The 14150-nt window shown below is 70.7% G+C and carries 15 protein-coding genes; 3 read left to right on the forward strand and 12 right to left on the reverse strand.

The features are described 5' to 3' along the window. Window positions 1-218: 218 nt before the first annotated feature. From cbiE to OTB20_RS02360, 6 genes are all read right to left on the reverse strand, one after another. On the reverse strand, window positions 219-1436 hold the full coding sequence (cbiE, locus tag OTB20_RS02335) for a precorrin-6y C5,15-methyltransferase (decarboxylating) subunit CbiE (RefSeq protein WP_267814822.1): 1218 nt from the start codon (window positions 1434-1436) through the stop codon (window positions 219-221). Between the two features lie 106 nt (window positions 1437-1542). Further along, complete coding sequence (locus tag OTB20_RS02340; RefSeq protein WP_267814823.1) at window positions 1543-2262, reverse strand: GNAT family N-acetyltransferase; 720 nt, start codon at window positions 2260-2262, stop codon at window positions 1543-1545. A gap of 233 nt (window positions 2263-2495) precedes the next feature. After that, on the reverse strand, window positions 2496-3362 hold the full coding sequence (locus OTB20_RS02345; RefSeq protein ID WP_267814826.1) for a MetQ/NlpA family ABC transporter substrate-binding protein: 867 nt from the start codon (window positions 3360-3362) through the stop codon (window positions 2496-2498). 102 nt (window positions 3363-3464) lie between these two features. Beyond that, entirely contained in the window at window positions 3465-4133 is a 669-nt protein-coding gene (locus OTB20_RS02350) for a methionine ABC transporter permease (RefSeq protein WP_267756841.1), read from the reverse strand. Next, the gene (locus tag OTB20_RS02355; protein ID WP_267814827.1) at window positions 4130-5236 is read right to left on the reverse strand and encodes a methionine ABC transporter ATP-binding protein; all 1107 of its coding nucleotides are present in this window, start codon (window positions 5234-5236) and stop codon (window positions 4130-4132) included. Before OTB20_RS02355 ends, OTB20_RS02350 begins: the two co-directional genes overlap by 4 nt. A 374-nt stretch (window positions 5237-5610) precedes the next feature. Further along, complete coding sequence (locus tag OTB20_RS02360; protein ID WP_267814828.1) at window positions 5611-6045, reverse strand: HAD-IA family hydrolase; 435 nt, start codon at window positions 6043-6045, stop codon at window positions 5611-5613. 68 nt (window positions 6046-6113) lie between these two features. On the opposite strand from OTB20_RS02360, the gene OTB20_RS02365 reads away from it, so the two are divergent. Both OTB20_RS02365 and OTB20_RS02370 read left to right on the forward strand, forming a co-directional pair. Next, the gene (locus tag OTB20_RS02365) at window positions 6114-6482 is read left to right on the forward strand and encodes a hypothetical protein (RefSeq protein ID WP_267814829.1); all 369 of its coding nucleotides are present in this window, start codon (window positions 6114-6116) and stop codon (window positions 6480-6482) included. Then, window positions 6475-6909 (forward strand): hypothetical protein, encoded by a 435-nt coding sequence (locus tag OTB20_RS02370; RefSeq protein ID WP_267756845.1) that lies wholly within the window; start codon window positions 6475-6477, stop codon window positions 6907-6909. The genes OTB20_RS02365 and OTB20_RS02370 overlap by 8 nt, the downstream gene beginning before the upstream one ends. 16 nt (window positions 6910-6925) lie before the next feature. Here OTB20_RS02370 and OTB20_RS02375 read toward each other — a convergent pair whose 3' ends face one another. The 3 genes from OTB20_RS02375 to OTB20_RS02385 all read right to left on the reverse strand — a co-directional run bounded on the left by OTB20_RS02375 (window position 6926) and on the right by OTB20_RS02385 (window position 9407). Then, the gene (locus OTB20_RS02375; protein ID WP_267815080.1) at window positions 6926-7432 is read right to left on the reverse strand and encodes a GNAT family N-acetyltransferase; all 507 of its coding nucleotides are present in this window, start codon (window positions 7430-7432) and stop codon (window positions 6926-6928) included. A 37-nt stretch (window positions 7433-7469) separates the two neighbouring features. Further along, window positions 7470-8027, reverse strand: coding sequence for a sigma-70 family RNA polymerase sigma factor (locus OTB20_RS02380; protein ID WP_267815082.1), 558 nt, complete (start codon window positions 8025-8027; stop codon window positions 7470-7472). 180 nt (window positions 8028-8207) lie between these two features. Beyond that, window positions 8208-9407, reverse strand: coding sequence for a glycerophosphodiester phosphodiesterase (locus tag OTB20_RS02385; protein ID WP_267814831.1), 1200 nt, complete (start codon window positions 9405-9407; stop codon window positions 8208-8210). Between the two features lie 315 nt (window positions 9408-9722). Between OTB20_RS02385 and OTB20_RS02390 the strand changes: the two genes are divergently transcribed. Continuing rightward, a complete protein-coding gene (locus tag OTB20_RS02390) occupies window positions 9723-10343 on the forward strand; it encodes a lysophospholipid acyltransferase family protein (RefSeq protein ID WP_267814832.1) in 621 nt (206 codons plus the stop codon). A 33-nt stretch (window positions 10344-10376) separates the two neighbouring features. On the opposite strand, the gene OTB20_RS02395 is transcribed toward OTB20_RS02390, so the two are convergent. The 3 genes from OTB20_RS02395 to OTB20_RS02405 form a co-directional block, all read right to left on the reverse strand. After that, complete coding sequence (locus OTB20_RS02395) at window positions 10377-11852, reverse strand: membrane-associated oxidoreductase (protein ID WP_267814835.1); 1476 nt, start codon at window positions 11850-11852, stop codon at window positions 10377-10379. Window positions 11853-11921: 69 nt separating this feature from the next. Next, window positions 11922-13466 carry an MFS transporter gene (locus OTB20_RS02400; RefSeq protein WP_267814836.1) on the reverse strand — a complete coding sequence of 515 codons (1545 nt, stop codon included), beginning with the start codon at window positions 13464-13466 and terminating at the stop codon, window positions 11922-11924. Further along, window positions 13463-14014, reverse strand: coding sequence for a TetR/AcrR family transcriptional regulator (locus OTB20_RS02405; protein ID WP_267814837.1), 552 nt, complete (start codon window positions 14012-14014; stop codon window positions 13463-13465). The genes OTB20_RS02400 and OTB20_RS02405 overlap by 4 nt, the downstream gene beginning before the upstream one ends. Window positions 14015-14150 lie beyond the last annotated feature (136 nt).

Raw genomic sequence — 14150 nt, forward strand, 5'->3', positions numbered from 1 at the left:
GCCCATCGGTGATGCCTCTTCGACTGCCCGGTCGCCCACGAGGCCTCGACGTACGCCCGCACGACAACCAGTAAGTATTGTCCTGCCCGTTCGCCGCCGTGTCGGCCATAACCGCCACGGTGCTCTGTGGACTGCGCCACGTCGCGCGTCCAGCCGAAGCCGCGTACCCGAATCCGCCGGGCGGTGCGACGATCGGCCAGCCTACCCCGGCCTCGCGGCTAGGGGCGGTCCGGGCGGTTGACGGGGCGCTCGGCGGCCAGCAGGAACGCCACGGACCGCTGTTGTTCGGTCCAGGTCCGGGTGTCCAGGGCGACGGACTGGAGCAGCGCGCACTCGACGGTGTAGCCGCCCTCGGCCAGAACCCGGCCGATGGCCTCCGCCTCGTCGCGCGTGGAGGCGTGGCTGACGATCCGTTCGGGGCGGCGGTCGGCCACGGCTGCGACGACGACGGCTCCGCCGCCTCCGACGCGCACGACGTCGGGTTCGGGCAGGGTCTCCAGTACGTGCGGGGCGCGGCCGTTGACCACTTGGAGCTGCACGCCCCGGGCGCGGGCCGCGGCGGTTGTGCGTTCGCAAGCGAGTCGGTCGGCGTCGACGGCGATGACGGCGGCGCCGAGGGCGGCGGCGTCCACGGCGAGGGCTCCGGAGCCGGAGCCGATGTCCCAGACGAGGTCCCCGGTGCGCGGGCCGAGCCGGGCGAGCTGGGCCGCGCGCAGCTGCGTGGACTCCCCTTCTCCTACGTCGATCTGCGGGCGGGCCCAGCCCCGTCCGGCGGTCGGGCCGGAGCTCCGGCCCAGCAGCCAGGCCGGTTCGGCAGCGGCCGCGGCCGGTCCGCTGCCGCCGATGACGATGACCACGTTGGGGTCGCGCCAGCTGTGGTCGGCTGCCTTGTCCGAGGTGAGGACCGTGACCTGTTCCTTGTCGGTGCCGAGTTCCTCGCAGATGACGAAGGTGCGGTGGACGCCTTCGAGCAGCAGGGCGAGTTCGGCGGGCCCGGCGCCGGGCGAGGTGATGACGGCGACCTTGGGGTGGGCGCGGCAGACGTTGACGGCGCGGCGCAGTGTGCGGCGGTGGGCGACGACGACCTGGGCGTCGTCCCAGGGCATCCCGGCGAGGGCGAAGGCGGCGGCGACGGCGGACACGGCCGGTACGACCTCCACCTCCAGGCCGTGTTCCGGGGCGCGCAGGGCCCGTACGACACCGAAGAAGCCGGGGTCCCCGTCGGCGAGGACGACGGCGGTGCCGCGGTGGCCGGCGATCCGGCGGGCGGCGATGGAGAGGCTGCCGAGGCGGACCTGTTCGGCGGTGGGCGGAATTTCGGGGAGTGCGAGGTGGTGCCCGGCGCCGGCCACCAGGGTGGCGGCGGAGAGCGCTGACCGGGCGGCCGCGGTCAGGGGCGAGCCGTCCCAGCCGATCACCGTGACCCGGTCGGCCATCGTCGTCAGTCTCCTGCTGTGGGAGGGGGCCCGCCCCGGCGGTGGCCGGAGGAGGGCGAAGCTTCGTCGAGGGGGTCGGGCACGGTGAGACTACCCGGTCATCGGGTCAGTTCCGGTCCGAGGAGACGGCGTATCCGTTCGCGTCGGAGGGGTGGATCCGGTAGCCGTCGGGCCCTTCGGCGCGGGGGTCCGCGTAGCCGACGGAGTATCCGTCTCCGTAGCCGTCGGAGTAGTCGTCGGCGTCCTCGTCGAGGTCCTCGGGGACCAGGCCCCAGACGATGAGGTCGCTGCGGGTGTCGGCCCAGGAGCCGTCGGGGTTCTGGGTACGCACTATGCAGGCGTTGCGCAGGACCCCTTCACTGATGCAACCGGTCTTCTGGGCCACTTGCTGGGAGGCGGTGTTGTCCGCGGCGGTGCGCAGTTCGAGGCGTTCGAAGCGCTGGTCGGTGAAGAGCCAGCGGGCCACGGCCCGGACGGACTCGCTGGCGTAGCCCTCGCCGCGGGCCCAGGGGGCGGTGACGTAGCCGACCTCGGTGGCGCGGGTGCGCCAGTCGGTGTCCTGCAGGTGGACGATGCCGACCAGGCGCTGGGTGAGGAACTCGGTGACGGCGAAGACGATGCCGCGGCCCCCGGTGCGCTCCGCGTGGGCGGTCTTCGTGGCCCAGGTGACCGCGTCGGCGTGGGTGTAGGGGTGCGGTACCGAGGTCCAGGCGGTGACCTGTTCGTCGTTCATCATCTCGGCGAGCGCGGTGACGTCCTCTTCCTCGAAGGGGCGCAGCACCAGCCGGTCCGTGCTGATGGTGACGTCCGGGAAGGTGGTAGTCATGCGCAGCTCCAAGCCTGAGACCGTGGTGCGACCGTGATGCGGGGCGTCCGTGGCGCGGGACCGTATCTGCGGACCGCGGCCGCGGGGCTTAGGCCACAGCATGCAGCATCGGCCTGGGGATGTGCAGGGCCGGGCTGCCCGGGAGCGGGCAGCGGCCGGCCCCGTACACCGGTTGGGGCGTACGGGGCCGGCCGGGCCGGACCGGGGGGACCGGCCCGGTGTCACCGGCGGGATCAGGCGGCCGGCTTGCCGAAGGCCGGGATGACCGAGCCCTGGTACTTCTCGTTGATGAACTTCTTGACCTCGTCGGAGTTCAGGAGCTTGGCGAGCTTCTGGACCCGCGGGTCGTCCTGGTTGCCGCTCTTGACCGCGAGGATGTTGGCGTACGGGTTGCCCTCGGCCTTCTCCAGGACGAGCGCGTCCTTGGCGGGGACGAGCTTGGCCTCGATGGCGTAGTTGCCGTTGATGACGGCGGCGTCCACGTCGTTCAGGGCGCGCGGGACCGTGGCGGCCTCCAGCTCCTTGAACTCCAGGCCCTTCTTGTCGGTGATGTCGGACAGCTTGGCGGCGGTGCCGACACCCTCCTTGAGGGTGATGAGGTTGTTCGCGGCGAGCAGCTGGAGCGCGCGGCCCTCGTTGGTGGGGTCGTTGGGGACGGCGATGGTCTGGCCGGCCTTGATGTCCGTGAGGGCCTTGTCCTTCTTGGAGTACAGGCCCAGGGGCTCAAGGTGCACGTTCACGACGGGCACGACGTCGGTGCCGTTCTTCTTGTTGAAGTCGTCGAGGTACGGCACGTGCTGGAAGTAGTTGGCGTCGACCTGGCCCTGCTGGGTGGCGGTGTTCGGCAGGACGTAGTCCGTGAACTCCTTCACCTCCAGCTTGAGGCCGGCCTTGGCGGCGAGGTTGTCCTGCACGAACTTCAGGATGTCGGCGTGCGGGGACGGGGACGCCGCGACGATCAGGGGCTTGCTCTCATCGGTCTTGCCGCCGTCGGCCTTCGTGGAGGACGGGTCCGAGGAACTGCCGCAGGCGCTCAGGGAGAGGGTGAGCGCGGCCGCGGCGGTGGCGGCGAGGGCGGTGAGCTTGATGTTCTTGCGCACGAAGAGTGCCTTTCTTGCGTCTTGCTCTATGGATGACGGCCCAAGCACGACAAGTGCGGGCTTTCTTGGGAAAAGTTGGCGAATGTCCGGCTCAGGCCGGGTTCAGGCTGTCCGACCGCGCCGCGCGAGGAGGCGTACCACGCCGTCGCCGATGAGCTGGATCGCCGTGACGAGCACGATCAGCACCACGACCGTGGCGATCATGAAGCCGGTCTCGAAGCGCTGGAAGCCGTACGTGATGGCCTTGGAGCCGAGGCCTTCGCCACCGACCGCGCCGGCCATGGCGGAGTAGCCGATCAGGGTGATCACGGTGGTGGTGACGGCCGCGATCAGCGAGGGCAGCGCCTGTGGGAGGAAAACCTTGCCGACCAGGGTCGGGATGCCTCCGCCCATGGACTCGACGGCTTCGATCAGGCCGTGGTCCACCTCGCGGACGGCGGTCTCGACGAGCCGGGCGAAGAAGGGGATGGCGCCGATGGCGAGCGGCACGATCATGGCGGTGGGGCCGATGAAGGTGCCGACGATCGCCGTGGTGACCGGGATCAGGAAGATCAGCAGGATGATGAACGGGAGCGAGCGGCCCATGTTCACGATCACGCCGAGGATCTTGTTGACCGCGCGGTTCTGGAGCAGGCCGCCCTTGTCGGTGAGGACGAGCAGGATGCCGATGGGCAGTCCGCCCAGGACGGTCACCAGGGCGGACCACAACACCATGTAGAGGGTGTCGAAGGTGCCCTGCGTGAGCAGCGGCTGCATTTCGGACCAGGTCACTTCGCACCATCCTTGACCAGCTCGGCCAGTTCGCCGTTGATGTCCCTGTCCGCTTCCACGCCTGTTTCCGCATCCGCGTCCGCGTCCGTGAACTGCCCGTCCGCTTCTACGACGTCCACCTGGAGGCCCTGCTCGCGCAGGAAGCCGACGGGTACGACGTTGTCGTCGTAGCGGCCGGGCAGCTCAATGCGCATGCGGCCGATCTGCCGGCCGGCGACGGTGTCCATCGCAGCGCCGAGGATCGAGATGTCGATGTTGTAGGTCCGGGCCAGCTGGGAGATGACCGGCTGGGTCGCGGTTTCGCCGTGGAAGGTGACGTCGATGACCGTGTGCTCCGCGGTGGTCGCGGAACCGGTCAGCGGGAACAGTTCGTGGGCGAGCTCGGATCCGGGGGTGGCCAGCAGCTCGGAGACGGTGCCGGCTTCGACGATCCGGCCCTGCCGCATGAGGGCGGCCGAGTCGCAGACGGACTTGACCACGTCCATCTCGTGCGTGATGAGCAGGACGGTCAGGCCCAGCTGGCGGTTGAGGTCGCGCAGCAGCTGGAGGATCTGGCGGGTGGTCTCCGGGTCCAGGGCGCTGGTGGCCTCGTCGGAGAGCAGCACCTTGGGGTCGCCGGCCAGGGCGCGGGCGATGCCGACGCGCTGCTTCTGGCCGCCGGAGAGCTGGCCGGGGTAGGACTTGGCCTTGTCGGCGAGGCCGACGAGGTCGAGCAGTTCGGCCGCCTTGCGGGAGCGCTCGCGGCCGGAGACGCCGAGGATCTCCAGGGGCAGTTCGATGTTGCCCTGGACGGTGCGCGAGGACAGCAGGTTGAAGTGCTGGAAGACCATGCCGATGCGGCTGCGGGCCTCGCGGAGCTCCTTGCCTGCGCGGCGGCCCCGGCCGGCGAGGGCGGTGAGGTCGACCCCGTCGACGGACACGGTGCCGGTGGTGGGGCGCTCCAGCAGGTTCACGCAGCGGATCAGGGAGGACTTTCCGGCGCCGCTCTGGCCGATGACTCCGTAGACCTCGCCCTGGCGGACGTGGAGGTCGACGCCGTCCAGGGCGGTGACCTCGCGGCCACGGGACTGGTAGACCTTCGTGAGGCCCGATGTGGTGATCACAGGATTTCCGTCGCTGTCGAGTGCGCGGCGCAGCGGGTGCCGGGCACGGGGCAAACATCTGGGGACGCGATACGGGGCGAACCGTCGGAAAACGACGGGGTCGGCGCATGCGCGGGGCAGGAGCGGTCCGGGTTCACACGGGGGTGCCACAAACGGCTCGGCCGGTCTCGCTTCGGGGCGTGAGACCTGGGGCAGGGGCCCTCAGAAGGCGCACATTCGACACATACAACGAGCACCGGGCGTCATCGTCGCCTCGGTCGCAAGGGTGCGGCTGCTCGTCGTGGTCATGGCCCCAGTAAACCAGACGAACCCGATGACCGATCAAAGACGTCCGAATAGCGGACGGATTTCGACCATATACCGGACAGCACCGGTCAGGGGCGGTCGTCCGTCCCGATGGTCACCCCATCGGCTCCGACCAGCACGGACACGGCCGACAGGTCCCGTACGACCACGTCCGCGTCGAGCTCGGCGGCCGTGTGCGTTGTGGTCAAGGCCACGGTGGTCATCCCGGCGGCGCGGCCCGAGGCCAGGCCCGCCGGGGCGTCCTCGAAGACCGCGCAACGGGCCGGGTCCACGCCGAGCCGGGCGGCCGCCAGCAGGAAGGACTCCGGGCGGCCGTGGAGTTCGACCGCGGCGAAGGCCTCCTCGGTGATCCCGTACTCCCGGGCCCCGGGGGTCCCCCCGGACGGAGCCTGGGGGAAGGTCCAGCAGCGGTGCACCGACTCCATCGAGGAGATGAGCGTGCCGTCGTTGTCGAACAGCAGCGCGTCGAATTGCGGGCCGAGCTTCCCATGCAGCAGCTTCATGCCTTCAAGGAAAGCCCCGGGGCAGGGGTGCGCGCATCGGGTCTTTCGGCCCGTAATACCCTCGCTGCATGCTCGACGCCCTGACGGTCGCCATCGGCGTGGCCGCACTCGCCCTCGCCGCCTGGTGCGGTTTCGCCGCCTGGCGGGACCAGCCGACCAAGGACTGGCACTTCATCGGCATGGCCGTGGTGACCGTACTGGTCCTGGCCCAGCTGGTGGTCGGACTGGTCCAGCTCGCCCGCGGCGAGAAGCCCGGGCAGGGCACCGTGCTCTTCCTGGCCTATCTGGTGGGCGCCTTCGCGGCCATCCCGGCCGCGGGGCTGCTCTCGCTGAGCGAGCGGACCAAATGGGGCTCGGTGACGGTGGCCGCGGGAGCGGTCGTCCTCGCCGTGCTCGAAGTACGGCTCTACGACATCTGGGGAAGCACCGGTGCCTGATACCGACACGGACGCCACGGACACCGCCACCCCTCCGGCGGGGCGGGGGCGCCTGGTCACCGGACCGGGGGTGCTGCTCGTCTGGTTCTACGGAGTGATCACCGTCGGCGCGGTCTCGCGCTCGATCTACCAGATCTCCACCGAGTTCGACCGGGCGCCGCTCGCCTACTCACTGTCGGCCGTGGCAGCCCTGGTCTACGCCTTCATCACGTACTCGCTGGTGCGCGGAGGCGAGACGGCCCGCAAGGCGGCGCGGATCTGCTGCGCCGCCGAGCTGGCCGGTGTACTCGTCGTGGGCACCTGGACCCTGGCGCGGCCCGAGGCCTTCCCCGACGCGACCGTGTGGTCGGACTTCGGGATGGGGTACCTGTTCATCCCGGTGATCCTGCCGATCACCGGGATGCTCTGGCTCCGCGCCAAGCGCTGAGTGGTGGCGGTGAGCGCTAGGCGCTGACCGCGAAGTCGGTGGCCTCCTTGGCCTCCTTCTCCAGGATCACCAGGCGGACGCCGTCGGACGCGGTGCGCCCGCCGACCTGGGTGTAGCCGGCCTTGCGGTAGAGCCGCAGGTTCGACTCGCTCTTGTGGCCGGTGAACAGCCGGAACCGGATGGTCCCGACGCGGCCCGCGAGGGCCGCCTCGACCGCGTTCAGCAGCCGGGCACCGAGCCCGTGGCCCTGGAGCCGGGGGTGCACGCAGAGTTTGGCGATCTTGCCGGTGCCCTCTTCGTCCACGGTGCCGCGCACGGCTCCGACGATCTCGTCGCCGAGGCGGGCCACCAGGACGGTGTCCGAGGCCAGCTCCGCCTTGAGGGAGTCGAGGGACTGGGTGAGCGGCTGGATGCGGTAGTTGCCGTACAGCTCGGCCTCGCTCTGGAACGCCAGATACTGCAGTTTGATGATCTGCTCGGCATCCTCGGCAGCTGCCGCCGAAATCGTCACGCTCATGCCCATGTGCGCATGCCTCCCGCTCACCTGGTGGCCTTCTGGTCTACCGCTCCATTCCCCGCAGGTCGGGAGCCGCAACCTTTACGGCCAGCATTCTGCGCAGACATCCCAGGCATCGGGAACGGACGGGCCCCAAACTTCCTTGTGAGATACCCAACTCTCCTGCGATTTCACGGTAGGTGAGGTCCCTGGGCGACAGAAGTGCCCTCATGAGCTCCGGACACCTTCCTGGCAACCGGGCGACCGCCGATCGAAGTGCGCGGTTGTCCTCGCGGTGCAGGAGAGCGTCTTCCGGTTCCTCGCCCGTGCTGGTACGGGCCCCCACGCCGGCCCCGCCGGTCCCGGAGTGCTGGCGGTGGCCGTACGGGACTTCGTGCCGGGCCCGGCGCCGCGCCCGGCGGGCCTCCCCGCGCACCGCCCGGCGCAGCCAGTCGGCGGGTTCCGACGGGATGCGCCGGTGCTCCAGCAGCCTGACCCAGACGGCTTGTTCCAGGTCGGCGGCGTCCACCCCGGTGCCCGCGGTCTCCGCGGCCGCCTCGGCGCTGAGCAGCGGGCGGAGCTTGTCGAACACATCGGTGAGATCAGCCTTCAGCAGGTCCATGCCGGGCGGGACGCGAAGGCCGTGCCCGGCGGTTTCCCCTCCGGGCACGGCCCACTCGTACGAGAAGCTCCGCCTGACCGTTGACGCGATCAGGCGCTAGGGGTTCAGCCTGGAGAATCCGGTTCCGTTCGTGGTCCACCGTCACGATCCCCGCCGGTGGCACGGGTGTCCCGACGCGGCCTAGCGGTCGGCGGCGCGGCCCGGGCGGAAGGCCTGCGCCGCGAGCAGTCCGGTGTCGGGCTGGTCCGTGAAGATGCCGTCGATGCCCTGCTCGAAGTACGTCTTGAAAGCGCCGAAGGCGTCCCCGTACGCCGTCGGGTCGGCGCCCTTGCGGTACTCGGCCGGCAGGAAGCTGTTCTCGTTCCGTGCCGTGTAGGGGTGCAGGATCAGCCCCCGGGCGTGGGCGTCGGCGACCAGGGTGGTCGGGGCGCCGAGCCTGCCGGCGGCGTCGCGCGGCAGGATCAGGTCCATCGTCGGCCCGATGCCCTGCGCGAAGCCCGCGATCCACCTCAGCCCCTCGGGCTTGACCAGATCGGCGACCGTCCGGGGGTCCTTGGCCAGCTCGAAGTCCCACGGGCGGGTGCCCGCCGCGGAGAGGAGCACCACGCGCGGGGCGGAGACCAGCCGGGAGAGCCGCTGGATGCTGGAGGGTTCGAAGGACTGCAGGAAGACCGGGGCGTCGCGGCCGTCGCGCCCGTAGCGGCGCAGCAGCTTGGCGAGGGGCTCCTCCAGGCCGAGGCCCAGGCCCCGGAAGTAGCTGGGGTGCTTGGTCTCGACGTACAGCCATACGCGCTTGCCGCGCCGCCGGCCCTCCCGGTCGGCCCAGCGGAGCACCTCTTCGAAGGTGGGGACCTCCCAGCGGCCGTCGTAGAGCGTGTTGCGCTGGCGGATGGCGGGGATGCGTTCCTTCGCGCGCAGGGTCTTCAGCTCGGCGAGGGTGAAGTCCTCGGTGAACCAGCCCGTGACCGCGATCCCGTCGATCGTCTTGGTGGTCTTGCGGGAGGCGAACCCGGGGTGGTCGGCGACGTCCGTCGTGCCGCCGATCTCGTTCTCGTGGCGGCACACCAGGTGGCCGTCCTTGGTGGGGACGAGATCCTGTTCGACGATGTCGGCGCCGAGGTCGAGCGCGAGCTGGTAGGACCCGAGCGTGTGCTCGGGCCGGTAGCCGCTGGCTCCCCGGTGTCCGATGACGGTCGGCGTCGGCAGGTCCCGGTACCTGCCGCCCGGGCCGCCCCCCGAACCGCCGCCCGGTCCCGCTCCGGGACCGCTCTGCGCCGCCGCGGCCGTCCCGGCGCCCGCGCAGAGCGCTCCGAAGGCTCCGCCCGCCGCCACGACCGCCGCGCCGAGTACCGTGCGCCGCGCTGCGCCACCCTGCGTCATGACTGCCACTCCCCATCGGACAAGGGCCGGGCATCCCGGGATCTCCGGGGCCCTACGGCCCGTTTTCGCGTGCCGATGGTAGGCAAACGGTGGTGGCGGGCGGGGGTGCGCGGGCGGAACATGGCGGAAACACGCGTCAACACTGCGTATCCACCTCGTGAACCCGATGTGCGATCAGGGCGGACCCGCGAGTATCGTCCTCACCTGCACTACCGCCGCGTGGTGGGTGCGAGAACCCCGCTTTTCGATGCCGGAGGGCCCACGTTGTTCCGTACGCGCCTGATCAAAGCCACTGTCGGACCCGTCATGCGCCTGATGTTCCGCACTCGTGTCGAGGGCATCGAGAACATTCCGGGCACCGGGCCGGTGATCCTCGCGGGCAACCACCTCACCTTCATCGACTCGATGATCCTGCCGCTGGTGTGCGACCGCACGGTCCACTTCATCGGCAAGGACGAGTACGTGACCGGCAAGGGCGTCAAGGGCCGGGCCATGGCCTGGTTCTTCACCGGCGCCGGCATGATCCCGGTCGACCGCGACGGTGCCAACGGCGGTGTCGCCGCCCTGATGACCGGCCGCCGGATCCTTGAAGAGGGCAAGATCTTCGGCATCTACCCCGAAGGCACCCGCTCCCCCGACGGCCGCCTCTACCGCGGCCGCACCGGCATCGCCCGCCTGACCCTGATGACCGGCGCCCCCGTCGTCCCCTTCGCGATGATCGGCACCGACAAGCTCCAGCCCGGCGGCGCCGGCATGCCGCGCCCCGGCCGGGTCACCGTCCGGTTCGGCGAGCCGATGGAGTTCTCCCGCTACGAGGGCATGGACCGCGACCGCTACGTGCTGCGCGCCGTCACCGACTCGGTGATGGCCGAGGTCATGCGGCTCTCGGGCCAGGAGTACGTGGACATGTACGCGACCAAGGCCAAGGCTGCCTGACCCGCGCGGCCCGGGCCCGAGCCCGGGCCCGGGTCACTGCCGCTGGAGTGACCGGCTGACGCCCGCCGCGGTGGTCGTCGCGAGGATCCAGCCGATCACGATCAGCAGGTACGACAGCCACTGGTACCAGCCGCTCGGCGCGAACGCCTCCTCCTGGCCGAAACCGATGATCGGCAGCATCAGGTCGATCGTGTAGAAGACCGGATTGAATTCCGGCGACTCCCCCGCCTTGAGCTCCTTCGGCGGGTGGAGGCCGTAGGCGACCGTCCCCGTCACCAGCAGCGCCAGCAGCCAGCCCGCCGCGCGCAGCGGCCGGAAGCCGTAGCCGACGGTGGCGTCCTGGATCAGCCCCCAGAGCCGGGCGTGCCGGGGCAGGGTGTGGCGGTGCCGCCGCAACTTCGCGAGCTGCACGGTCCGGGCGCCCGCCTCGTCCCCGGCCGTACGGTAGGCCGCGGCGAGCTGCTCGTAGGCGTACGGGAGGTAGCCCGACTCCTCGCGCTCCAGGGCGGGCAGCCGCTGCTCGGCGGGCAGGTGCGGGGCGAGGGTGCGGTAGCTCAGCCCGTCGACGCGGATCTGCCGGGGCCAGGTGCCGGGGGGTATGTGCAGCAGGTCGAACTGGGACCGGCGCAGGTTCACCGTGCCCTGGATCGTCGGGCACGAGCGCAGCCACACCTCGCCGGCCACGCAGCTGGAGGCGCGCAGCGCGAATCCGCCGGGGTTGATGAGGCGGGCGTAGGCGAGGTTGAGCTGGCCGGGTATCCGGGAGCCGCTGAGGTTGACCCGGCCGCGCGCCTCCAGCCGCATCGCGCGCAGGTCGGTGCCGACCGTCAGGGTCTCGGCGTGCAGGGCGGTCCCGCCGGGGGCGAGGAGCCGGGCGTCGTCGAGGTTGACCTGGCCGCCGACGGTGGCGCCGTTGATCCTCATCTGACCGTGGACGGTGAGGCAGGGGGCGATGACGTCGGTGCCGATGTAGGCGTGGTTGAACTGGAGCGGGGGTTCCTCGCCCTCCTGCGGGCCGCCGGGCGTGCCGATGACGGCCTTCGTGAGGAAGAGCCCGCCGGCTATGCGGGCTCCCGCCAGCCGCACCGGGCCGGTGATGCGGCAGCAGGACAGCCGCAGCTCGACGTCCACGGTCACGGTGGATCCGGTCAGTCCGGGCAGCGTCGATTCGGACAGTGACAGCACCCGCAACCTGGCCCCGTAGACGACGGGTTTGCGCTCGAACCAGCAGCCGCGCAGCCGGATCGCGTGGTTGACGACGGCGTACTTGAGGTCCAGCTTGCCGGTGATCCGGATGCCCTTGACGTTGAGGACCGCGACCTGGCCGGTGGCGGAACTCCCGTTCAGCAGCAGGGCGGCGAGCACCTCGGCCCGTACGGTCCGCTCCGGGCCCCAGCCGAAGCCCTCGGAGGAGTCCTCGTCCGGGCTCTCCTGGAAGTCGAGGCGCTCACCGCGCGGGAAGGCGTCCCACACGCGTCGTTCGGCCGGGGTCAGATCGGTGATCTCCATCGCGGGGATGGTGTCCCGCGCTTCCGCGGACTGTCAACTCCGCGCGGTACAGCATCCCCTGGCGTGACGTCAGTGCTCGATGCCGTCCTGGAGCTCCTGGCCCTTGAGCAGGAACCAGGCGGCCACTGCCGTGGCCAGCAAGACGGCGGCGCCCACGCCGGAGGCGAGCCGCAGGCCGTCCACGAAGGCCTCCTGGGCGGCGCCGAGCATCTGCTGGGCGGTCTGCGGATCCAGTGACCTGGCCGCTTCGACGGCGCCGCCGAGGGATTCGTGGGCGGCGTCGGCGACGGGTCCGGTGACGGAGGCGGGGGCGGTGAAGCTTTGGTAGACGCCGGTGACGACCGAGCCGAGCAGGGCGATGCCGAGGGCGGCGCCCAGTTCGTAGGCGGTCTCGGAGACGGCCGAGGCGGAACCGGCCTGCTCCTTGGGCACGCTGGAGAGGATCACGTCGGCGGTGACGGTGAAGGAGAAGCCGGCGCCGAGGCCCACGATGAGCAGGGCCGCGCCGAGCAGCGGGTAGCCGGTCTCCTTGTGGATCACGGTGAGCGCGGCCAACGCGATGCCGATGGCGGCGAGGCCTCCGGTCACCAGGGCCCGTACCCCGTACTTGCGGGCGTACTTGCCCGCGACCAGGCCGGTGACCACCGCTCCGACGGCGGCGGGCAGTTCGGCGAGGCCCGCTTCGAGCGGGTCGCGGCCCTGGACGAGCTGGAGGAACTGGGAGAGGAAGAAGACCAGTCCGGACAGCCCGAAGACGGTGAGCAGGTCGGCGAGGACCGCGCCGGAGAACCCGCGGTGCTTGAACAGCCGCATGTCGAGGAGCGGGGCCGGCAGCGTGAACTGGCGCCGTACGAAGGTGTACAGAGCGCCCGCTCCGATGACGGCGGCCGCCCAGACCTCCCAGCCCATGCCGTGGGTGGCGACCTGCTTGACGGCGTAGACCACGCCGATGATGCCGACGAGGGAGAGGCCGACGCTGAACAGGTCCCAGGGGCCGGCGACCGGGTTCTTGGACTCGGGCAGCAGCTTGATGCCGACGATGACCAGGACGATCATCACGGGGAGGTTGATGAGGAAGACCGAGCCCCACCAGAAGTGCTGGAGCAGGGCTCCGCCGACCACCGGGCCGACGGCCGCGCCGGCCGAGGCCGTGGCGCCCCAGATGCCGATGGCGAGGCTGCGCTCCTTGGGGTCGTGGAAGATGTTGCGGATCAGCGCGAGGGTGGACGGCATCAGGGTCGCGCCGGCCACGCCGAGCAGCGCCCGGGCGATGATCATCATCTCGGGGCTGGTGGCGTAGGCGTTGAGGACCGAGACGGCGCCGAAGGCGGTCGCGCCGACGAGGAGGAGCTTCTTGCGGCCGATGCGGTCGCCGAGGGAGCCCATGGAGACGAGCAGGCCGGCGATGACGAAGGAGTAGATGTCGCCGATCCACAGGAGCTGGGTGCCGGTGGGCTTCAGGTCCTCGCTGAGGGCGGGCGTGGCGAGACCGAGTACGGTGGCGTCGACCGCGACCAGCAGGACGGCCAGGACGAGCACGGAGAGCGCGAGCCAGCGCCCGGGGCTCCGGCCCTGCGCCCCCTTCGTCCGGGTCAGCTGTTCTGTACGGCTCATTTCTCCACACTCCGTCTTGCGCCACCGAGCAGCAACTCGGTGATCATGTACGAGAAGTCCTTGGCCGCGACCCGGCCGTCCATGACGGCCCAGGCGCAGGTGCCGATGAGGCCGTAGAGGGCCTCGGTGAGCCAGGCGGGGCTCAGGTCGATCCGGATGTCGCCCTCGTGCTGGCCGCGCCGGAAGAGCGCGCCGACGCGGGCGTCGAGCCGGGCCCAGCCCTCATTGACCTGCTCACCCTCGAAGAGCTGGTTCTCGGTGACGAGGAAGGCCAGCAGCTCGGCGTTGGGCTCCGCTTCGGCGACGAGGCGTTTGATCGCCTCGATCGCCGTGCCCTCGTCGAGGCGGGCGTTGTCGAAGGCCGCCTCGAACTCCCGGATCCCGAACGCTTCGAGCGCCCGTACGAGGGCGTCGCGCCCGGCGAAGTGCCGGTGGAGGGTCGCGCGGCCGATGCCGGCGGCCCGGGCGACCTCGTCCATCGTGGCGGTCGATTTGCGGGAGAGCAGGGCGGCGGCGGCGCGGAGCACCTGATCACGATCCATGGCCATGAGACAACCATAACCCGAATGAGACGTCGTTGTCTCATCGAAAAATGAGCTGCCCCTCCGGGCACGGATAAGGAAGCATGCCGAAATGAGCCCCAAGCCCCTGCTGATGATCGACGTGGACGGCCCGCTTACCTGT

The sequence above is a fragment of the Streptomyces sp. H27-H1 genome (assembly GCF_026627445.1).
Classification (GTDB): domain Bacteria; phylum Actinomycetota; class Actinomycetes; order Streptomycetales; family Streptomycetaceae; genus Streptomyces.